At 71.2% G+C, this 21,015-nt stretch carries 19 protein-coding genes and 1 pseudogene; 13 read left to right on the top strand and 7 right to left on the bottom strand.

Going from position 1 to position 21,015, the window contains the following annotated elements; genetic code table 11:
* Window positions 1–30 precede the first annotated feature (30 nt).
* From ACE1OC_RS17175 to ACE1OC_RS17195, 5 genes are read left to right on the top strand one after another with little or no spacing between them, the layout of a single operon-like run.
* A complete protein-coding gene (locus ACE1OC_RS17175; RefSeq protein WP_407837733.1) occupies window positions 31–1,077 on the top strand; it encodes a methyltransferase in 1,047 nt (348 codons plus the stop codon).
* A gap of 16 nt (window positions 1,078–1,093) precedes the next feature.
* Window positions 1,094–1,579: a DUF488 family protein gene (locus ACE1OC_RS17180; RefSeq protein ID WP_407837734.1), complete on the top strand. Its 486-nt coding sequence runs from the start codon at window positions 1,094–1,096 to the stop codon at window positions 1,577–1,579.
* Window positions 1,579–3,264, top strand: coding sequence for an asparaginase domain-containing protein (locus ACE1OC_RS17185; protein ID WP_407837735.1), 1,686 nt, complete (start codon window positions 1,579–1,581; stop codon window positions 3,262–3,264). Before ACE1OC_RS17180 ends, ACE1OC_RS17185 begins: the two co-directional genes overlap by 1 nt.
* 21 nt (window positions 3,265–3,285) lie before the next feature.
* A complete protein-coding gene (locus tag ACE1OC_RS17190) occupies window positions 3,286–4,137 on the top strand; it encodes a PhzF family phenazine biosynthesis protein (protein WP_407837736.1) in 852 nt (283 codons plus the stop codon).
* A gap of 60 nt (window positions 4,138–4,197) precedes the next feature.
* Complete coding sequence (locus tag ACE1OC_RS17195; RefSeq protein ID WP_407841588.1) at window positions 4,198–5,529, top strand: replication-associated recombination protein A; 1,332 nt, start codon at window positions 4,198–4,200, stop codon at window positions 5,527–5,529.
* Window positions 5,530–5,594: 65 nt separating this feature from the next.
* On the opposite strand, the gene ACE1OC_RS17200 is transcribed toward ACE1OC_RS17195, so the two are convergent.
* Window positions 5,595–5,990 carry a RidA family protein gene (locus ACE1OC_RS17200; RefSeq protein WP_407837737.1) on the bottom strand — a complete coding sequence of 132 codons (396 nt, stop codon included), beginning with the start codon at window positions 5,988–5,990 and terminating at the stop codon, window positions 5,595–5,597.
* 138 nt (window positions 5,991–6,128) lie between these two features.
* Between ACE1OC_RS17200 and ACE1OC_RS17205 the strand changes: the two genes are divergently transcribed.
* The 3 genes from ACE1OC_RS17205 (at window position 6,129) to ACE1OC_RS17215 (ending at window position 9,099) form a co-directional block, all read left to right on the top strand.
* On the top strand, window positions 6,129–7,112 hold the full coding sequence (locus ACE1OC_RS17205) for a helix-turn-helix transcriptional regulator (protein ID WP_407837738.1): 984 nt from the start codon (window positions 6,129–6,131) through the stop codon (window positions 7,110–7,112).
* A 212-nt stretch (window positions 7,113–7,324) separates the two neighbouring features.
* Window positions 7,325–8,641, top strand: coding sequence for a M28 family metallopeptidase (locus ACE1OC_RS17210; protein ID WP_407837739.1), 1,317 nt, complete (start codon window positions 7,325–7,327; stop codon window positions 8,639–8,641).
* 56 nt (window positions 8,642–8,697) lie between these two features.
* Entirely contained in the window at window positions 8,698–9,099 is a 402-nt protein-coding gene (locus tag ACE1OC_RS17215; protein WP_351441213.1) for a hypothetical protein, read from the top strand.
* Here the strand turns inward: ACE1OC_RS17215 and ACE1OC_RS17220 are convergent.
* From ACE1OC_RS17220 to ACE1OC_RS17235, 4 genes are all read right to left on the bottom strand, one after another.
* Window positions 9,073–9,489, bottom strand: a complete 417-nt coding sequence (locus ACE1OC_RS17220) for a hypothetical protein (protein ID WP_250740925.1) — start codon at window positions 9,487–9,489, stop codon at window positions 9,073–9,075. The genes ACE1OC_RS17215 and ACE1OC_RS17220 overlap by 27 nt on opposite strands.
* Window positions 9,486–9,689 (bottom strand): ribbon-helix-helix domain-containing protein, encoded by a 204-nt coding sequence (locus ACE1OC_RS17225; protein WP_239516343.1) that lies wholly within the window; start codon window positions 9,687–9,689, stop codon window positions 9,486–9,488. The genes ACE1OC_RS17220 and ACE1OC_RS17225 overlap by 4 nt, the downstream gene beginning before the upstream one ends.
* A 110-nt stretch (window positions 9,690–9,799) precedes the next feature.
* Window positions 9,800–11,044 (bottom strand): LolA family protein, encoded by a 1,245-nt coding sequence (locus ACE1OC_RS17230; protein ID WP_407837740.1) that lies wholly within the window; start codon window positions 11,042–11,044, stop codon window positions 9,800–9,802.
* Window positions 11,045–11,285: 241 nt separating this feature from the next.
* A complete protein-coding gene (locus ACE1OC_RS17235) occupies window positions 11,286–12,296 on the bottom strand; it encodes a polyprenyl synthetase family protein (RefSeq protein ID WP_407837741.1) in 1,011 nt (336 codons plus the stop codon).
* Between the two features lie 201 nt (window positions 12,297–12,497).
* Between ACE1OC_RS17235 and ACE1OC_RS17240 the strand changes: the two genes are divergently transcribed.
* The gene (locus ACE1OC_RS17240) at window positions 12,498–14,015 is read left to right on the top strand and encodes a peptide MFS transporter (RefSeq protein WP_407837742.1); all 1,518 of its coding nucleotides are present in this window, start codon (window positions 12,498–12,500) and stop codon (window positions 14,013–14,015) included.
* Window positions 14,016–14,029: 14 nt separating this feature from the next.
* A complete protein-coding gene (locus ACE1OC_RS17245) occupies window positions 14,030–16,036 on the top strand; it encodes a CocE/NonD family hydrolase (RefSeq protein ID WP_407837743.1) in 2,007 nt (668 codons plus the stop codon).
* Window positions 16,037–16,058: 22 nt separating this feature from the next.
* Here ACE1OC_RS17245 and ACE1OC_RS17250 read toward each other — a convergent pair.
* A pseudogene (locus tag ACE1OC_RS17250) lies at window positions 16,059–16,232 on the bottom strand (RidA family protein); the annotation flags it as partial.
* A gap of 358 nt (window positions 16,233–16,590) precedes the next feature.
* Between ACE1OC_RS17250 and ACE1OC_RS17255 the strand changes: the two are divergent.
* Window positions 16,591–17,184, top strand: a complete 594-nt coding sequence (locus ACE1OC_RS17255) for a matrixin family metalloprotease (RefSeq protein ID WP_407837744.1) — start codon at window positions 16,591–16,593, stop codon at window positions 17,182–17,184.
* On the top strand, window positions 17,159–17,899 hold the full coding sequence (locus tag ACE1OC_RS17260) for a hypothetical protein (protein ID WP_407837745.1): 741 nt from the start codon (window positions 17,159–17,161) through the stop codon (window positions 17,897–17,899). The genes ACE1OC_RS17255 and ACE1OC_RS17260 overlap by 26 nt, the downstream gene beginning before the upstream one ends.
* Before the next feature lie 229 nt (window positions 17,900–18,128).
* Here ACE1OC_RS17260 and ACE1OC_RS17265 read toward each other — a convergent pair whose 3' ends face one another.
* Entirely contained in the window at window positions 18,129–18,944 is an 816-nt protein-coding gene (locus ACE1OC_RS17265) for an HAD family hydrolase (protein WP_407837746.1), read from the bottom strand.
* A gap of 141 nt (window positions 18,945–19,085) precedes the next feature.
* On the opposite strand from ACE1OC_RS17265, the gene fahA reads away from it, so the two are divergent.
* Window positions 19,086–20,309 carry a fumarylacetoacetase gene (gene fahA / locus ACE1OC_RS17270; RefSeq protein ID WP_407837747.1) on the top strand — a complete coding sequence of 408 codons (1,224 nt, stop codon included), beginning with the start codon at window positions 19,086–19,088 and terminating at the stop codon, window positions 20,307–20,309.
* Window positions 20,310–21,015 lie beyond the last annotated feature (706 nt).

Raw genomic sequence — 21,015 nt, forward strand, 5'->3', positions numbered from 1 at the left:
AAGTCATGTCACACAGATGGTGAGGGATCCATGACAGTCGACGTGCAGGCCACCCCGAACGTGGCCGACGTGCAGGCCACCCGGAACGTGGTCGACCTGATCACCGGTGGATGGAGGGCGCAGGCGCTCTACACCGCGGTCAAACTCGAACTGCCCGACCACATAGCGGCCGGCCGCGACTCCGGCGCCGAGCTCGCGAAGGCGACCGGGGCCAACGAGCAGGGCATCCACCGCCTGATGCGCCTCCTGGTGGCCATGGGCGTGTTCGAGGGCAGCGAGTCCACCGGCTACCGCGGTACCCCGGTGAGCGCGGCCCTGCTCGAAGGCCCGCAGTCCCTGCGCGACATGTGCCTGCTGTACGGCGAGGAGTTCTACTCCGCGTGGGGCCACGCCCACCACGCCATCAGCACGGAGAGCTCGGGATTCGAGGTCGCCTACGGCCGGCCGCTGTACGACTACCTCGGCAAGGACGCGGCCACCGCCCGGCGGTTCCAGCACACCATGAACGCCGCGAGCATGTTCTTCCACCAGGTGCCCGAGGTCTTCGACTTCGGGGGCAAGACGGTCGTGGACGTGGGCGGCGGCGGCGGGCACCTGCTCGCCACGATCCTCGGCGCCGTCCCGGACGCCCGGGGCGTGCTCTTCGACCTCGAGCACATGATGCCGAAGGCGCGCGAGCACCTGTCCGCCGCCGTCGGCCTGGACCGCGTCGAGCTGGTCGGCGGCAACATGTTCGAGGACGTCCCGGCGGGCGGGGACGTCTACCTCCTGTGCCGCGTGCTGGCCGGCCACGACGACGAAGCCGTCGTCGGCCTCTTCGAGAGCCTGCGCCGGGCGATGGCCGACTCCTCGTCGCGGCTGCTGATCCTCGACCGCTTCGTCGAGGACGAGGACCCCACCGTGCTGCCCGCCCTGTGGGACCTGCACCTCCTGGTGACGACGGGCGGCGAACACCGCACCCTCGACCGGATCACGCGGCTGCTGAACCGGGCCGGCCTGGAGATCGCCCGGACCGCGGAACTGCCCAGTGAGACGACCGCCCTGATCATCGCGCCGCGCACCCCCTCGCACTCCTAGGGAAAGGAGACCTCCGGTGCTCAAGATCGCAACGATCGGCGTCTACGGCTTCGACGCCGATTCCTACCTGCAACGACTCCAACAGGCCGGTGTGCGCCTGGTGCTCGACGTGCGCCAGCGCCGCGGCGTCCGCGGCCCGGACTACGCCTGGGCGAACTCACTGCGGCTGCAGGCGGCCCTCGCCGAGGCCGGGATCGCCTACGAGCACCACCGCGAGCTCGCTCCGACCACCGAGCTGCGCCACCTCCAGTACGCCGAGGACGACCGCCGGGGCGTCGGCAAGCGCTCCCGCCAGGAGCTCGCCGCCGAGTACACCCGTCGCTACACCTCCGAGATCCTCGACCCGGCCGACCTCGACCCGATCGTGGCGCGGCTGCCGGGCGACGGGACCGCCGCGCTGTTCTGCGTCGAGCGCGACGCGGCGGCCTGTCACCGCTCGCTGGTTGCGCGGCGCCTGGCCGAGCAGCACCACGTATCGATCGAGCACCTGGGGCCGCTGTGATGGACGCCGAGACGGACGAAATGCTTCCGCGCCCCGCGCGGCGACCGCGGATCGCGGTGTTCGCCGGACCGACGGCGACGATCCTGAACACACCCGACCTGGTCACGTCGAACAAGGCACGGGTACGCCACGGTCTTCCGCTGCTCCCCTCCCGGTTCGACGTCCTGCGTTCGCAGCGGCTCGCGGCGCCCGCGACCTTGTACGTCGAGGCATTCAGCGCGCACCCGCTCGAACGGGAGTCGGCCGGCCTGTACGCCCCGCCGGACGGCTGGCTCGACAAGGAAGGAACGTTCCACCAGGAGCAGCCCTTCGAGGACGCCACCCCGGTGTACGTCGTCGAACTCGATCCGGCCGACGGCCTCTACCCCCTGCCGTACATGGCCAGGCAGGCGGACGGTTCCGCCTGGGAGGAGACCGCGGCGGCGCCCTTCGCACCGGCGGCGGCCGCCCGGCAGACGTTCTACCCCGATGCCCGGCGCCTGTACGAGGAGATCGACCGGTTCGGGCTCGCCGACCTCGGCGCCCCCGTCGAGCTCGGGTCGCTCGCCGAGTTCGACTTCTTCCGCGCGGCCCCGTCGGGCGGGTACACCTCGGGCCCCGATGCCGAACGCCCCGGCAAGGACTTCTTCGTCTACTACCCGTACCACCTCCAGAGCGAGCCCGGCCTGGCGAACCTGGCGGAGGCGACCAACCAGGTGCAGGCCGTCCTCTCCACGGGAGGGTTCACCGGCGTGCAGTGGCTCGAGGGCAGCCCGACCGTCGACGAGACCCTGTACTGGCTCGGCCTGCTCGTCGACACCACGGTGCCGCTCGTCGGGCACGCGGCCCAGCGCCGCCACCAGTCCGCGAGCGCCGACGGCGACCGCAACGTGGTGGACGGCGTGAAGTTCATCGCCTCGGGCGTCGCCCTGGACGAGAACGGCGTCGACCGCATCGGCGCCTGCGTGATCGTCGACGAACTCGTCTACTCGGCCCGCGACGTGACCAAGGTCGACGCCCGGCCCGGGGGGTACGAGGTCACCGGCGGCCACGGAGGAGTGGTCGCCGACATGGGCGGCTACGGTCCCCCGCAGGTCACCTACCTCCCGGCGCGCAGGCACACCCACCGCTCCGACCTGCGCCTGACCGTGCTCCCCGACCGGGTCTCCGGTGTGACCGGGGCCCTGGACACCGGGGTGTCCCTGGTCGACGTGGAGACGAAGGACGCCGGCGGGCTCGTGCCCGCCGCCATGCCACACGTCTCGATCACCAAGTACAGCCGGTACGCGGCCACGGGCGCGGGCTCCGACCATCCGTCCCTCTCCGACGACGAGGTCGAGATCCTCGCCCGGATCGACGCCGGCCTCGCGGGCGCGCCGCTGACCGGATTCGTCTGTGAGGGCATGTCACCGTTCGGGATGGCCGACCCGGCGAAGAACGCGGCGCTGGGCGTCGCCGTCTTCGCCGGCATGCCGGTGGTCCGTACGGGTCGCGGCAACACCGGGGGCATGGCGTACCGGATGGATCCGGCGTTCATCTCGGGCAACAACCTCACGGCCACCAAGGCGCGCCTGCTCCTCATGGCCGCGCTGCTCAAGTTCGGCGCCCTGCCCCCGGCCGCGGATCCGTTCCACCCGACGCCCGCCGAGTACGCGGCCACGGTGCGGGCGGTCGCCCGGTACCAGGTCCTGTTCGACACACACTGAGACCACCTCTGGACGGAACGCATGGATACGTACGAGTACGTGGTGGCCGACGTCTTCACCAAGGTCCCACTGGAAGGAAATCCGACCGCGGTCTTCCTGGACTCCTCCGGCCTGTCAGCCGAGCGCATGCAGCAGATCGCGCAGGAGATGCACTTGTCGGAGACGGTCTTCGTCCTCCCCGCGCAGGACGACGGCGATGTCCGGGTCCGCATCTTCACCCCCGTCAACGAGCTGCCGTTCGCCGGGCATCCGACCCTGGGCACGGCCATCGTGCTCGGCGAGTCGCACGCCTCGAAGGAGCTCCTGATGGAGACCGCCATGGGCACCGTCGCGTTCGAACTCGAGCGTGACGACGACGGCCGGGCCGACGCGGCCGGCATGTGGCAGCCCGTCCCGACGTGGGAGGCCTACGACCGCGCGGACGAACTGCTCGCCGCCCTCGACCTGTCGGCGACCGGCAGCACCCTGCCGGTCGAGGTCTACCACAACGGGCCGCGGCACGTGTTCGTCGGGCTGGACGACGTGGCCGCGCTCTCCGCCCTGGAACCGGACCACAGGAGTCTCGCGAGGCTGCCCGACATGGCCGCCAACTGCTTCGCCGGCTCGGGCACCCAGTGGAGACTGCGGATGTTCTCGCCCGCCTACGGCGTGGTGGAGGACGCGGCCACGGGCTCGGCCGCCGGGTCCCTCGCCGTACACTTGGCCCGGCACGGCCTGATCCCCTTCGGGGAGTGGATCAGCATCCGACAGGGGGTCGAGATGGGCCGCCCTTCGACGATGCACGCCCGGGCCATGGGGACGCCCGAGCGGATCGATTCCGTCCAGGTCGCGGGATCCGCCGTGGTCATCGCCCGGGGAACGCTGTTCGCGTGACCGGTCCGCAGAGGAAGGCCGCCGCACGTGTCCGATGGTGACGGGTTGTTCGAGTTACCGCTGTCCGAAGCCGCCCCTCCGCCCCCGGAGACGGAGGCCGTACGGGCCACCGCGCCGCTGGCGGCACGGATGCGGCCCCGGACGCTCGCCGAGGTCGTCGGTCAGGCACACCTGCTGGGTCCCGGCGCGCCGCTGCGGCGGCTGGCGGAGGGGGGCGAGGCCTCGTCCGTCCTGCTCTACGGGCCCCCCGGCACCGGGAAGACCACGATCGCGCGGCTGCTCGCCGCCGTCGACACCCGCCACTTCGTCGCCCTGTCGGCGCTGTCCAGCGGGGTCAAGGAACTGCGCGAGGTGATGAACGAGGCGCGCCTGCGCCGGGACCGCCAGAACCGGCGGACCGTGCTGTTCATCGACGAGGTGCACCGGTTCTCCAAGACCCAGCAGGACGCCCTGCTCGGAGCCGTCGAGGACCGGCTCGTCCTGCTGGTCGCCGCCACCACGGAGAACCCGTCGTTCTCGGTGGTGACGCCGCTGCTCTCGCGGATGCTGGTGCTCCAGCTCCAGTCCCTGGACGAGGAGGACCTCCGCGCGCTGCTGCGGCGGGCGCTGAAGGACGAGCGCGGCCTCGGCGGTTCGGTCTCGCTGTCCCCCGAGGCCGAGGACGTCCTGGTGCGCCTCGCGGCCGGCGACGCCCGCAGCGCGCTGACCGCGCTGGAGGCGAGCGCCGACGGGGTGACCGACACCGGCGGCACGGTGATCGACGTACCGGCCGTGGAACGGGCCGTCGCCGAGACCACCGTGCGCTACGACCGGCAGGGCGACCAGCACTACGACGTCATCAGCGCGTTCATCAAGTCGATCCGCGGCTCGGACCCCGACGCCGCGCTGCACTACCTGGCCCGCATGCTCGTGGCCGGGGAGGATCCGCGGTTCATCGCGCGACGGCTGCTGGTGCACGCCAGCGAGGACGTCGGGCTGGCCGACCCCACGGCGCTGCAGGCGGCCGTCGCGGCGGCGCAGACGGTCCAGCTGATCGGCATGCCCGAGGCCCGCCTCGCCCTCGCGCAGGCCACCGTGCACCTGGCCACGGCGCCGAAGTCGAACGCGGTGATCACCGCGATCGACGAGGCCATGGCCGACGTCCGGGCGGGTGCCGTCGGCGAGATCCCCGCCCACCTGCGGTACGGCCGCTACAAGGGCGCCCGGGAGCTGGGCAACGCGATCGGCTACCGGTACCCCCACAAGGCCCCGGACGGGGTCCAGGAGCAGCAGTACCCGCCGGACGGACTCGTGGGGAAGGACTACTACCGCCCCACACGGCACGGCGGGGAGCACATCCTGCACGAGCGCCTCGCCAAGCTCCGCCGTGTGATCCGGGGGGACCGGGGATAGACCGGGGACAGCCCACTGCCCGTGCCGGTTCGACGGGCGCGGGCAGCGGGACGGACACGGTCGCGTTACGCGACGGCGGTGCCCTCGAGCTCGACCAGCTGGCCGGGGATCGCCAGACGCGAGACCCCGAGCATCGTGGTGGTCGGCGCGACCTGGGCGGCGCCCAGACGTCCCGCCAGCACGCCGTAGTGCTGGAAGAGCAGGTCGACGTCGGTCGTGTAGACGTTGAGGCGGACGAGGTTCGCGAGGGTCATGCCGGCCTCGGCGAGCACCGCCTCGATGTTGTCGATGCTCAGCGCCAGCTGCGCCGCCAGGTCACCGTCGTGCTCGGGCTTGCCTTCGCTGCTCATCGCGGTCTGGCCCGAGATGTACAGGGTGCGCGAGTGCCCGGAGACGACCTCGCCCTGGTTGAACCCCATCTCGACCGACCACGACACCGGGTTGACCGCAGTTCGTTCCATGTCGCACAAGCTCCATTCGGATCACGTGAATGTACGGACGCCCATCGGCTCGGCAGCCGCCCAGCTCTGACGTCGTGTAATCGAGCCTTGCAACTAAACACGACACCCTCGGTCATGTATTTTGGTTAAAATTTCTATATGCGCGCCGACCGATTAGTCTCGTTAGTGCTCCTTCTGCGCCAGCGCGGCCGGATGACCGCGGACGCCCTGGCGCGCGAACTGCGCGTGTCCACCCGTACGGTGCTGCGCGATGTGGAGGCACTGTCCGCGGCCGGCCTGCCGGTCTACGCCGAACGCGGCCGGCACGGCGGTTTCGTGTTGTTGCCCGACTTCCAGACGGCGCTCACCGGACTGAACCACGACGAGGCGCTCGCCCTCGTGGTCGCCGGATCACGGCGCGGATCACAGCTGTTCGGCCTCGGCTCGGCGCTCGCCTCGGCCATGCTCAAACTCGTCGACGCACTGCCCGAAGGCCTTCGGGAATCCGCGGCCGGCGCGGCGCAGCGGTTGCTCATCGACCCCGAGACCGACCTCCTCTCGCGCCGGGTGGCCACGGACGAGGTGTCCGACGCCGTCGTGGCGGAGATCCGCCACGCGGTGTTCGCCGGACGCAAGCTGAACCTCAGTTACGCGGGGGCGGACCAGGTCCCGAAGTGGCGCACGGTGGACCCGATCGGCCTGGTCACCGTGCGCGGGCAGGGCTATCTGCTGGCCACGCGGTACGGCGCGGACCGCACGTACCGGCTGTCCCTGGTGCTGGCCGCCAAGGCGCTCGACGAACCCGCGCAGCGGCCCGACACCGTCGACCTGGACCGGACCTGGCAGGAGCACAACGCGCAGTTGCGGACCGGGGGCGACCAGGTCACCGTGCTGATCCGGGTGGACCCGGCGCGGCGGGACCAGGTGGTGGACACCGCGCTGGCCGTCCGCGACGAAGAGGCCCACGCGGACGGCTGGCTGAGGATGAGCGTGGTCTTCCAGGACGCGCGGCACGCCGAATGGGCCCTGTGGCAGCACTCCACGTGCGCGGAGGTCCTGGCCCCGCAGGGACTGCGCACCTCCCTGCACAACCGCGCCGCCACGCTCGCCATCCGGTACGGGGGCGGGCCCGCCCCCGAATAGAGCTCGTCCCCCCGTAGGGCTCGTCCGGTTTTCGAACAGGGTTGACCGGATTACGTTCTTGACGGACAGTCACCCTCTCGCCCACCATCAGGCTCGCACTGACGCACGACGCACTGCCGTACCCACGCAGGAGCGACGGCGCCCAGGCACGCTCACCCGCGCCACCCGCACGTTCCGCACACATCCCCAGTACGGAATCTCGGAGCCCCCACATGAGCCTGTCCGTCTCCCGGCGCCTGGCCGCCGTGACCGCCCTCGCGGTCGCCGGTCTGTTCGCCGCCACCGCCCCCGCCGCGCTCGCCTCGCCGACCTCGGTCGCCGCGGCGCCCACGCCGCCCGACATCCCGCTGGCCAACGTCAAGGCACACCTGACGCAGCTGCAGTCCATAGCCACCGCCAACGGCGGCAACCGCGCCCACGGCCGGGCCGGCTACAAGGCCTCGATCGACTACGTGAAGGCCAAGCTGGACGCGGCCGGTTTCACGACCACCCTGCAGACCTTCACCTCCAGCGGTGCCACCGGCTACAACCTGATCGCCGACTGGCCGGGCGGCGACCCCAACTCGGTCCTGATGTCCGGCGCGCACCTCGACTCGGTGACCTCGGGCGCGGGCATCAACGACAACGGCTCCGGCAGTGCGGCCGTCCTGGAGACCGCGCTCGCCGTCTCCCGGGCCGGCCTCACGCCCACCAAGCACCTGCGCTTCGGCTGGTGGGGCGCGGAGGAGCTGGGCCTGGTCGGCTCGAAGTACTACGTCAACAACCTGCCGACCGCCGAGCGGGCGAAGTTCGCCGGGTACCTGAACTTCGACATGATCGGCTCGCCGAACCCGGGCTACTTCGTCTACGACGACGACCCGACGATCGAGCAGACCTTCAAGAACTACTACGCGGGCCTCGGCGTCCCCACGGAGATCGAGACCGAGGGCGACGGCCGCTCGGACCACGCGTCCTTCAAGAACGTCGGCATTCCCGTCGGCGGCCTGTTCACCGGCGCCAGCAACACCAAGACGGCGGCCCAGGCCACGAAGTGGGGCGGCACCTCCGGTCAGGCCTTCGACCGCTGCTACCACTCCTCCTGCGACACCACGGCGAACATCAACGACACCGCCCTGGACCGCAACTCCGACGCCATCGCCTACGCGATCTGGAACCTCGGGTTCGCCACCCCGGTCCCCCCGGGCCCGTCCTTCGAGAACACCGCGGACGTCACGATCCCGGACTCCCCCGCCGCCGCGGTGAACTCGCCGATCACGGTGTCGGGCGTCACGGGCAACGCGCCGGCCACCACCAAGGTCGACGTGAACATCGTCCACACCTACATCGGTGACCTCGTGGTCGACCTGGTCGCCCCCGACGGCACCCTGTACAACCTGCACAACCGCACCGGCGGCAGCGCGGACAACATCGTCAAGTCCGTCACGGTCAACGCCTCCTCCGAGGTCGCCAACGGCGTGTGGAAGCTCCAGGTCAAGGACGTGGCCGCGCAGGACGTCGGCTACATCAACAGCTGGAAGATCACCTTCTAGGACCACCCCCGCCGATTGGTCTAGTCCTGTTGGCCGGGGTGTGATCTGATCGGACGGTGTCCGGACTCCTTTGCACCCTGCTCGTCCTGCTCGCCCTGGCCGCCGCCGCGACCAACCCCGTACTCGTCGTACGCGGCCGGCGGCGGCTGCGGCGTCTCGCGGACCACGCCCGGGGCCTCGCCGTCACCGTCCCCTGCGACCTGCGGGACCGGGAACTCACCGACGGGCAATGGCGCGAGGGACACCTGAAGCTGCCGCCCGGCGGGCCCGGGGGGCCGGTCCACTGGCGCGCGAAGGGACGTACGGCCTGGGAGGGCGCCGGCGGCTTCCCGCCCCTGGAGGCCGCCTCCGCCGACGAACTCAGCGTCGCGTTCCGCTCCGCCGACGGGGCCACCGAGCTGCGGCTGCACCCGGACGAGGCCCCGATGGTCCTACGCGTCCTGCGCGCCGCCCCGTAGCGAGGCCGACAGCGGCTCCTGGATCCGGGCCCGCAGTTCCTCCGCGACCGCGGCGACGTCGGCGCGGCCCAGCTTCGCGGCCTCCACCAGATCGCCGAGTTCCTCCGGCGACGGCAGCTGCTTGGCCCCGGCGACCCGCAGGTACGAGCGGGTGGCGGCGGCGGCGTAGAACTCGTTCATCGGGGATTCCAGCGCCGGGCACACCGCGAGCGTGTGCAGAAACGCCGCGGCCCGCCACGCGGTGTCCGGGGCGGGCTGTTCGGGAACCAGGACGAGGTCGTTCTGGTGCCGGGCCACGGCGGCGGCCACTCCGGAGGGATCCCACACGGCGGGATCGGACGGGAGATGGTGGGCCAGAGCGGTCCAGGCCCACTCCATGGTGATCTTCAATGCCCGAACCGCTCCTGGAAGTAGCCCCAGTGGTCTGCGAACTCCTCGATCCCGGACAGGAAGTTCTTCCGGTCCTCGTCGAGCTCGCGTTCCGTGACTTCGGTGATCAGCGCGGTGACCGTCGTGCCCAGGGCCGCCGCTCGCGCCTTCAGGCGTTCGTGGAACTCTTCTTCCAGGCGGATGGTGACGTGTCTCGACATGCTTTTCACGGTACAGCGGGGCCGCTGTACACAGGACCGGAACGGCCCAAGGGTGGGCAGGGACACAGTCCCCGCCCACCCTCGGGCTCCCGCTCCGGCCACGTGGCCGACTACTTGTTGGCGTCGGCCGCCTTCACCAGCTCGGCCTTGGTGACCGCGCCGACGTAGACCTTGCCGTCGTCCGTGATCAGGGCGTTGACCACGCGGGTCTTCAGGACGCGGCCCTCGCCGAACTTCCCGGAGACCTTCTCCCCGAGCGAGTCGAGGAACTGCGCGGCCCCCTTGGGCGCGTTCTTGTCCTTGGCCGCGTCGTCCATGCCCTTGAGGGTGTTGGTCGCGCCGGTCTCGATCCGGGCGATCGAGGTCCAGCCCTCGCCGAGGACCTTCGGCTCGCCCTGGGCGCCCTCGGCGCCGCCGATCAGGCCGCCCAGGCCCGGGATGGACTCGAGCGCGCCCAGACCCTCGTCCTTGGCGTCCTTGGCGTCCTTGCCGTCCTTGCCGCGCTCTCCCGCCGCGCCCTCGGTCACCTTGGCGTCCTTGGGCGGGGTGAAGGCGAAGGTGTCGGCGGCGGGCTTGGCGAAGTCGACCTTGGTGAAGCCGGCGTCCAGGATCGGCTTGCCGCCGTCGGTGGAGAGCACCTGCACGCGCAGGGGCACGCCGTTCTTCGCGTCCACCGCGATCTTCACCGAGGCGACCGTGGAACCGGCCCCCTTCGGCTTCAGGACCAGCTGGTAGGCGTCGCGCCCGGCCACCTGGGCCGTGTCGCCGACGCTGACGTCGGTGGTCGTTCCGGCCGCCTTCAGGGCCTCCTGGGCGATCTCCTGCGGGGAGGCCGGGAGGCCGTCGGCCTTGTGGCCGGAGCCCTTGTCGCCCTTGTCCCCCGCGTCGCTGGGCGCCTTCTCGTGGAAGACCTCCTTCGACTTGGAGTCGTATCCCCAGACGTCGTCGCCGTTGTGGACGAGGCTGTACTCGTCCTTGCCGTCCACGAAGGTGAGCTTCTGGCGGTCCGGGCCGTCGGCGGCCACCCGGAAGGTCTGGGTGCCGCCGCTCACCAGCTGGCTGAGCTTCTCCTGCGGGTCCGCGGAGCCGCCGGTCACGCCGCCACCGCCGCCCAGCAGGCCGGCCGGAAGGCTCGGCAGTCCCAGGTCCGTGCTGATCTTGGCGCTGCCGGACAGCTGCTGCACGTCCGAGGCCGCGATCTTCTCGATGAGCTGCTGGGCCGTCACCTGCGGCAGGTCCGGTCCGCCGGCGTTCGCGAAGGCCGGAACCATCGCGATCGTGCCGGCGACCACACCGAACACCGCGACCGGTACGGCGTACCGAGCAGCCTTGCGGGTCTTTGCGTTCGTTGCCATGTCTGTCTGCCCTACCTCTGTGTGTACGGCGGCGACCTACCCGTCCACGTCCACCCCGCGCCGCCACTCTCACCCGATCTGGTGGGGATGTGTCTCCATCTGACCAAAGAAGAGGGGGTCGGGGCGTCAGCCCCCGGAGCCAACTGTGCGTACGCCCCAGGGATGACATGACGAGGGCCCGGCCTCCCCCACCCGTAGGGGTTGCCGGGCCCCCGGCCCATTCTTCGGTGGATTCGGCGTATCAGCCCGCGCGGTGGACCACGGCGTCGCAGAGCTCCACCAGCGCCGACTTCGCGAAGCAGTCGGGCAGCGGGGCCAGTGTGGCCCGCGCCTCCTCCGCGTACCGCACGGTGTCCTTGCGGGCCTGCTCCAGGGCCGGGTGGACCCGCAGCCGGGCGAGCACCTCGGCGTGCAGCGCGTCGTCCGTCAGATCGCCGTCCAGGAGCCGTACGAGCTCCACGTCCGCGGGGTCGCCGCCCTGGGCCGCCATCTCCCGCAGCCGCAGGACCGGGAGCGTCGGGATGCCCTCGCGCAGGTCGGTGCCGGGGGTCTTGCCGGACTCGTGCGAGTCGGAGGCGATGTCGAGGACGTCGTCGGCGAGCTGGAAGGCGGTGCCGAGCCGCTCGCCGTACTGGGTCAGGATGTCGACGACCGACTCGTCGGCGCCGGACATCATCGCGCCGAAGCGGCCGGAGACCGCGATCAGCGAGCCGGTCTTGCCGGCGATGACGTCGAGGTAGTGCTCGACCGGGTCGCGGCCGTCGCGCGGGCCCGCCGTTTCCAGGATCTGGCCCGTCACCAGCCGCTCGAACGCCTCGGCCTGGACCCGTACGGCCTCGGGGCCGAGGTCCGCCAGGATGTGCGAGGCGCGGGCGAACAGGAAGTCACCCGTCAGGACGGCCACGGAGTTGCCCCAGCGGGCGTTGGAGCTCTCCACGCCGCGGCGCACGTCCGCCTCGTCCATGACGTCGTCGTGGTAGAGCGTCGCCAGGTGGGTGAGCTCCACGACCACGGCGGAGGGGACGATCCCGGGCGCGTAGGGATCGCCGAACCGGGAGGCGAGCATCACCAGCAGCGGCCGGAAGCGCTTGCCGCCGGCGCGGACCAGGTGCTGTGCGGCCTCGGTGATGAAGGGGACTTCGCTCTTGGTGGCTTCCAGCAGACCCGCCTCGACGGCGGCCAGTCCGGCCTGGACATCGGTCTCAAGAGCCTGGTCCCGCACGCTCAGTCCGAACGGCCCGACGACGGTCACGAGGGGTACTCCTGTCTGCTGACGATCACCTTGACGATCACACGGATTGTCGATGTGTCGCTGCCATCACTCAAGCCAGCGTATCCGGTCTGTTTTCGATCACCCAGGGCGCCTGTCCGGCCACGGGCACCGTACAGGCCGGGCGACGCCCCATGCGCCCCGGTATGTTCTAGAGCAGCCGAAACAACCGGAGAATGCGTTTTGTCCAGAACTGCTACCGAAATAGACGAGCCTTCGGACCCGGAGGCCGACCAGCCGCCGCCCGGCGACGACCACGCCTTCCTCGGGCACCCGAGGGGCCTGGCCACGCTCTCCGGACTGGAAGTCTGGGAGCGCTTCTCGTTCCTGGGCATGCAGGCCATCCTCGTCCTCTACTTCGCGGACACGGTGGCCAACGGCGGCCTGGGGATGAACCCGGGCACCGCGGCCTCCGTCTCGGCGGCCTACGGGACCATGGTCTACCTCGTCTCCGTCGCCGGCGGGTGGCTCGCCGACCGGATCCTCGGTTCGTACCGCGCCGTGCTCTGGGGCGGCATCCTGATCGCCTGCGGCCACTACGCCATGGCCGTGCCGACCGCCGCCATGACCTGGGTGGGCCTCGGCCTGATCAGCGCCGGCACCGGCCTGCTGAAGCCGAACGTGGCCAGCATGGTCGGCAAGCTGTACAAGACGGACGACGACCGGCGCGACGCCGGCTTCGCCCTCTACTACATGGGCATCAACATCGGCGCCTTCGCCGGCCCCCTGATCACCGCCTGGCTCGGCGACCACAAGGGCTGGCACTGGGGGTTCTCGGCCGCCGCCGTCGGCATGACCGCGGGCCTGATCCAGTACGTGGCCGGCCGCCGCCACCTGGCGGGGCGCAAGCACTCCGCCGAGTTCCCGCTGGCGCCGGACGCGATGCGCTCGGCCGTGACGAAGATCATTGCCGGGATCGTGGCCTTCGCCGCGCTCGCCACCCTTCTGGCGGTACTGGGCTGGCTGACGATGGGCCGGTTCGTCGACCTGCTCACCCTGGTCTCCGTGATCGCGCCGGTCGTGTACTTCGCGATCATGTTCCGCAGCCCCCGGGTCACGACCGAGGAGCGGGGGCGCCTGCGCCCGTACGTGGTGCTCTTCCTGGCCTCGGTGGCCTTCAACTTCATCCTCTTCCAGGCGTACTCGACGATGATGCTGCTCGCCTCGACGAACGCCCGCACCGAGATCCTCGGCTTCACCTTCCCGGCCGGCTGGTACGCCTCCGCGCTCGGCGCGTTCGAGGTGCTCCTGGCCCCGGTCGTGGCCGCGCTGTGGGTCCGGATGGGGCACCGGCAGCCGCACGCCTCCAACAAGATCGCCATCGGCGTGATCCTGGGCGGCCTGTCCTTCCTCCTGATGGTCATCCCGACCTCGGGGCACTCGGGCGACACGTACAAGATGGCCGCCTGGTGGATCATCGGCTCCTACCTGCTGCTCGGACTCGGCGACGTCCTGCTGGAGACCTCCGGCATGTCGGCCACCACGAAGCTCGCCCCGAAGGCGTTCGCCAGCCAGACGATGGCCCTGTGGTTCCTCTCCCTCGCCCTGGCCAACGGCATCCAGGCGCAGGTGGTCAAGCTCTACGGACAGGTCTCCAACCCCGCCTACTTCGGCGTCAACGGCGCCATCGCCGTCGCGGTGGGACTGGCCGTGATCGCGCTGGCGCCGTGGCTCAAGCGCACGATGCACCCCGTTCACTGACCGTCGGAGCTTCGATGATCATCCGCACCGAATTCCCCTACGGGACCACCCACGAGGACGTCCGGATCCCGATGCGGGACGGCACCGAGCTGTACGCCCGCATCTGGCGGCCGGTCACCGACGAGCCCGTCCCGGCGCTGCTGGAGTACCTCCCGTACCGCCTCACCGACTGGACCGCCCCGCGGGACTGGCAGCGCCACCCCTGGTACGCGGGCCACGGCTACGCCTCCGTACGGGTCGACGTGCGCGGCCACGGCAACAGCGGCGGCGACCCGGGCGACGAGTACGACGCGCAGGAGCTCGCCGACGGGGTCGCCGTGGTGGAGTGGCTGGCGGCCCAGCCCTGGTGCACGGGATCCGTGGGCATGTTCGGGATCTCCTGGGGCGGCTTCAACAGCCTGCAGATCGCGGCGCTCGCCCCGGAGCCGCTCAAGGCGGTCGTCACCGTCTGCTCCACGGACGACCGCTTCGACAACGACGTGCACTACATGGGCGGCTCGCTGCTCGCCGTCGACATGCACGCGTGGGCGGCGACCATGCTCGCCTTCGCCTCCCGCCCGCCGGACCCGCTCTACGCGGGCGAGGGCTGGCGCGACCAGTGGCTCTCGCGGCTCGGCGCGGTGGAACCCCTCGTGCACACCTGGCTCTCCCACCAGACCCGCGACGCGTACTGGCGCCACGGGTCGGTGTGCGAGGACTACGGGGCGATCGGCGCGGCCGTCCTCGCCGTCGGTGGCTGGCACGACCCGTACCGCGACACGGTGCTGCGGCTGGTCGCCGCGCTCCCCGCCGACCGGGTCAGGGGCCTGATCGGCCCGTGGTCGCACCAGTACCCCGACCGGGGGCTGCCGCCGGGGCCCGCCATCGGCTTCCTCCAGGAGACCCTGCGCTGGTGGGACCACTGGCTCAAAGGCAAGGACACCGGCGTCATGTCCGAACCCCTGCTCCGCTCCTGGATCTCCGAGTCGCACCCGCCGGCGACCAGCTACGCGACCCTGCCCGGCCGGTGGGTCGGCGACCCGTCCTGGCCGTCACCGAACGTGGACCCGGTCACGTACGCCTTCCAGGGCGCGCCGGTCGTCGTGGCCTCCCCGCAGCACACGGGCCTGGACGCGGGCCGCTTCTTCCCCTTCGGCAACGACGCCGACCTGCCTCCGGACCAGCGCGAGGAGGACGCGAAGTCGGCCTGCTTCGAGTTCCCGGTGGGAGACGGCTCCGGCCCGGTGGAGATCCTGGGCCGCCCGGTGGTCCGGCTGCGCCTGCGCATGGACGTCCCGTACGGGCAGGTCGTGGCCCGGCTGTGCGACGTGGCCCCCGACGGCTCCTCGACGCTGGTCACCCGGGGCGCGCTGAACCTGTCCGCGCGGCAGGGCCGGGACAAGGCCGTGCCGTGGCCGGTGGGCTCGTACGAGGACGTGGTCTTCGAGCTGAACGGCATCGGCCACTCCTTCCCGCCGGGCCACCGCATCCGCGTCGCCCTGTCCTCCGCCTACTGGCCGTGGATCTGGCCGCGCGCCGGCTCGGAGCACGGCTGGACCCTGGACCCGGCGGGCAGCGCGGTGGAACTCCCGATCCGCGACCCCTCCTCCGGCAGCGACCCGATCCTCTTCGAGGCCCCGGAGCAGTCGGAGCCGCTCGGGGTCTCCTACCCCGCGACCCTGGACGCCCCCCGCCCGGAACGGCTGGTCGTACGGGACGTCGCGCGCGGGGTGTGGCGCCTGGAGGTCGACCCGCGCTACGGCGGGACCCGGGTCTACCCGGACGGGCTGGAGTTCAGCGAGGACGCGCTGGAGATCTACGAGATCCAGGAGGCGGACCCCCTGTCCGCCCGGACCCACTCCACGTGGACCGTACGCCTCCACCGCCCGGAGCTGGCCTGGGACGTGTCGGTGGTGACCCGCTCGGAGATCACCTGCGACGAGGGCGGCTTCCTCACCTCGAACGAGGTGGTCTGCCGCGAGGGCAACGAGGTCCTCTTCCACCGCACGTGGGAGCGCCGCCTGCCGCGCGCGGCGGTGTAGCCGGGCTCCCGGGGCCCGCGCAGTCCACGACGTAGACGGTCAGCTTCGCCACGTCGTCGAAGGTGCCGCCGACCCCGGCCAGAGCGGTGGCGATGTTGAGATGGCACTGCTCGACCTGAGCGGCGAAGTCCCCCGCGCCCACGGATCGGCCCTCGGCATCGCGGGCCACCTGCCCCGCGAGGAACACACGCCGGCTTCGGCCTCGAAGACACCGCCGCGGCGGACGACACCCTGCACCGCCTCGTCCACGCCATCGAGCGGGCCAAGACCAAAGGCCGCTTCCGCGACGAGGTCGACCCGCACCGCACTGTTCACCAGCGCGGGGGACGAGCCCGACCGATGCCGCCGGTCGGTCGAGCGCGGCTGGGGACGGACCCCCTCGGCCTGACCCGGTTCCCCGCCACCGGAATCCAACTCTCCTCATCGACACGCCAGTTGGTCGGAAAAAAACTCCATCGCCTCGAACAGACGCACGAGTTAAGCTCGCGCCGCCCCGGACTTACGGCCGGGCATCAAGCGTTCTCTGCGTCGGATTCGGACAAGGAGTCTCAAGCGTGCGAAAGAACATGTTCGGCAGGAGGCGGCGACTCTCCGTACTCGCCCCTCTCGTGGCCTCCGGGCTGGTGATGGCTGTGGGTACACCAGCCAACGCCTACAACACCTACAACGGCCACCGCCTCAAGTACGGCGTCAACGGCGAGTACTACTGGCTGGATTCGTCCGCGGCCAACTCCCACCCCACTGCCATCAAGAACGGCGTGGACCACTGGAACAACACCTCGGACACCAAGGTCTGGTACGTCAGCACCGGGGACAAGAGCAAGAGCCGGATGGACTTCTACCGGCAGTCGTCCTCCAGCAACTCCTATTGCGCGGTCACCTACTGGTACGTCGACACCTCGAGGGTCAGCGCGTCCAACACCAACTGGGTCTGGGGCAAGGTCACCCTCGACCCCCTGCTGGCGAACGCCTCCAGCTGCGGGCCCGACACCCACCGCGACGGGATCGTCGCGCACGAGGTCGGGCACGTGATGGGCCTGGACCACAACAACAGCTCGAGTTCCCTGATGTACACGTACATATCCGGCACGAGCGTCGACACCCCGAACGGAGATGACCGGAATGGCGTCAACTACCTCTACCCCTAAGGCCAACCGAAGCCGTATCGCCGCGGGCGCTCTCGCCGCGGCCGGGATCATCCTGTCCCTGTCCGCCTGCTCCGCCGAGAGCACCGCGGGGAAGGACTCCTCCTCCACGAGCGCGGACCACAAGGCGTCCGCGGACCGTGCGGGGAAGGCGGACCACACGGTGCACGCCGAAGCCGCCCTCACCCGCGACTACAACGTCCCCACCCTCGCCGAGTTCGCCCGTCAGCCGCTCAACTCCAACGTGATCCGCGGCACGGTCACCGCCACGAGGAGTGTCGTCACCCCGCCCGCGAACATCGTCGAAACGATCCTCACGGTCTCGGTGGAACGGCAGCGGGACGGCTCGGCCCCCACCACCGCCGAAGTACGGGAGCCCGGAGGAGTCGTCACGGTCGCGCAGATCCGTTCCGACTTCGAATCCAAGCTCGGCCGCAAGCTCACCGACAAGGAGCTGGCGCAGACGGCCGACTACCGGTTCAACGAGATCGAGCACGCCAAGGTCGGCGACCTCGTCCTCATCGTGGTGGCGGACGACCCCTCGACGGAGAAGGCGGGCGCCTACACCAGCAGGGCCCGACTCGTGCTCGACGGAGCTTCGAGCTCCGCGAAGAGCTCCGGGCAGACCCCTGGGCAGACCTCCGGGAAGTTCACCTGGCCCGGAAAGCCCATGAACCCGAAGTGGGAGAGCGGCGTCGACACGGACTCGCTGATGTAACCCGCATCAACGTGGTGGGCCCGGCCGTCGGGGGGCGAGGCGACCGGGTCCACCCCTAGGGCCTGGCGTCAAACTCCCGTCTGCCGCGCGACGCCTGGCACGTGCTCTCGCCGCACCGGACGGAAGCCAAGTACGTCCAGTACGCGGGCTTCCGCCCGGCACGCCGAAAGCACGCACCAGACGCCGCGCGGCCGCCCTTCGGGCGACGACGGGAGTTTGACGACAGGCCCTAGGGGGCGTCCGCGAAGAGCCGCTCCAGGACCACCGCGATGCCGTCCGCCTCGTTCGAGAGGGTGACCTCGTCGGCGACGGCGAGGAGTTCCCGGTGGGCGCCGGCCATGGCGACCCCGTGGGCCGCCCACGCGAACATCGGGATGTCGTTCGGCATGTCGCCGAAGGCGATGGTCGAGGAGCCGCTGACGTCCAGGAGCGCCGCCGCCACCGCGAGGCCGCTCGCCTTGTCGATGCCCGGGGGCTGGAGCTCCACCGTGTGCTCGCCCGCCATGGTGACGTTGACCAGGTCCCCGACCACGCCCCGGGCGATCTCCGTCAGCTCGTCGTCCGAGAGGCGGGGGTGCTGGAGGAGCACCTTGTTGATCGGGGAGGCCCAGAGGTCGGACCGCCGGGCCACCGCCACCGTCGGCAGGTGCGGGTGCCACATCCGGTAGCCCGGCCCTATCAGCATCTCCGCGTCGACGCCCTCCTGATTGACCGCGGCCCAGACCTCGCCGACCTCGGCCTCGATCTTCCCGAGGGCGACTTCCGCCAGCTCCCGGTCCAGGGACACGGAGTGCAGCATCCGGCCCGCCGCCGCGTCGTAGACCTGCGCTCCCTGCCCGCAGACCGCGAGTCCCGTGTAGCCGAGGCCGTCCAGGACGTGGCGGACCTGTGGGACGGGGCGGCCTGTCACGATGATGTGCCGGGCGCCGGCCGCGCGGGCGGCTGCGAGAGCGGCGTAGGAGCGGGCCGAGACGGTGTCTCCGGCGCGCAGCAGAGTCCCGTCCAGGTCGGTGGCCACGAGTGCATAGGGGAGGGCGGAAGTCACGCGGTCAAGGATACGGACCCCCTCGGACAAGTCCTACAAATACTGCCCGAATCCGGCCTCCCGCACGCCCCACCAGCCCCTTAACCTGTCAACCAGCCCCCGGGACACCCCCGGGCAGCGTCGAAAGCGAGGCAGCACCCCATGCCCCAGCAGAGCCCCCTCGACATCCCCGAGGGCGACCCGTTCGGGCCGCACAACCTCCCCTACGGCGTCTTCTCCACCGCCGGGGAGGAGCGGCGCCGCATCGGTGTCCGCATCGGCGGGTACGTGCTCGACGCCGGAGCGGCCGCGGCCGCGCTCGGCTCCCCGTACGCCGGACTGCTCGGGCAGCCCTCCCTCAACCCGCTGCTCGCCGCGGGCCGCACCGCCTGGAAGGACGTGCGCCGCGCACTGACCGCGTGGGTCACCGACCCCGGCCACCGGCCCTCCGTGGAACCGCACCTGCTGCCGCTCGAAGACGTCGTGCTGCACCTCCCGTACGAGGTCGCCGACTACGTCGACTTCTACGCGAGCGAGCACCACGCCACGAACGTCGGGAAGATGTTCCGGCCGGACGGGGACGCGCTGACCCCCAACTGGAAGCACCTGCCCATCGGTTACCACGGCCGGGCCGGCACGATCGTGGTGTCCGGCACCGACGTCGTGCGCCCCGCGGGCCAGCGCAAGGCGCCCGCCGACCCGGCGCCCGTCTTCGGGCCCTCCGTGAAGCTCGACATCGAGGCCGAGGTCGGCTTCGTCGTCGGCACCCCCTCGGAGCAGGGCCGCCCCGTGGCCCTCGCCGACTTCGAGGAGCACGTCTTCGGGCTGTTCCTGCTCAACGACTGGTCCGCGCGCGACATCCAGGCCTGGGAGTACGTGCCGCTCGGCCCCTTCCTCGGCAAGTCCTTCGCCACGTCCGTCTCCGCCTGGGTCACCCCGCTGGAGGCCCTGGACGCCGCCCGGGTCGCCCCGCCCACCCGGGACTTCCCGCTCCTGCCCTACCTCGACGACTCCGGCGCCGACCGGCCCGGCGGCTTCGACCTGCACATCACCGTCTCCATCAACGGGCAGGAGGTGGCGCAGCCGCCGTTCGCGTCGATGTACTGGACCGCCGCCCAGCAGCTCGCCCACATGACCGTCAACGGCGCCTCCCTGCGCACCGGCGACGTGTACGGCTCGGGCACCGTCAGCGGCCCGGAGACCGACCAGCGCGGCTCGCTGCTGGAGCTCACCTGGAACGGCCGCGACGCCATCGAGCTCACCGACGGCAAGCGCACCTTCCTGGAGGACGGGGACACCGTCACGCTCACCGCGTGGGCACCGGGCGCCGACGGCACCCGCGTGGGCCTCGGCGAGGTCGCCGGCCGCATCGTGGGCACCCGCTAGTCCACATCGCGGGACGCACGTCGACGGCGGGGTGGCGGATCTTTCCGCCGACCCGCCGTTCTCATGGCCGTACGCGAACGTCCGCGCCTACGCCACCCGCCTGTAGCCCCCGTACCCCCGGCTGCACCCGTTCCGCTGCGCGGGGCAAATCCCCTACCCGCCCTTCTACCGTTCCCAGGCCGGCCCTGCCCCGGTCCTCAAACGTCGGCCGGGCTGAAACCAGGGGTCCCGGGCTGCACCCGGACCCCCTGGGGCTCCGCCCCAGACCCCGGTCCTCAATCGCCGGACGGCTGAAATACCCCCGGTGGGGCTGGGGGCGGCGGCCCGGGTCGGGGACGGGGACGGGGTGGGGTGTCGGCCGGGACGTAGAGCGTGATTTGTGGCGCGAGAGGAAGCTTCGCCCTGTCGTAGCCGAGGACAGGGCGCCTAAATCATGCAGTCCAGGCCGACACCCCACCCCGGCCCCGGCACCGACCCACCCCCGCAGCACAGCAGACCACCACCACAACCCAGCCCCGCCGGCGATCGAGGCGCAGGGGTCCGGGGACTGGTCCCCGGCAACGGCGCCGCACGAGCGAACCACCCGTCCGGCCCCGACCCCATTCCCCCGACCCCCCGTTCGGAGGCACGCCGCGTGCAGCGGCGCCGCCCCGCCGGGATGGTGGACGAAAGCCCCGACCCCGTCCCCACCCGAACGGCAGGAGCC

Origin of the sequence: Streptomyces stoeckheimensis (genome assembly GCF_045822005.1) — a bacterium.
Classification (GTDB): Bacteria; Actinomycetota; Actinomycetes; order Streptomycetales; family Streptomycetaceae; genus Streptomyces; species Streptomyces stoeckheimensis.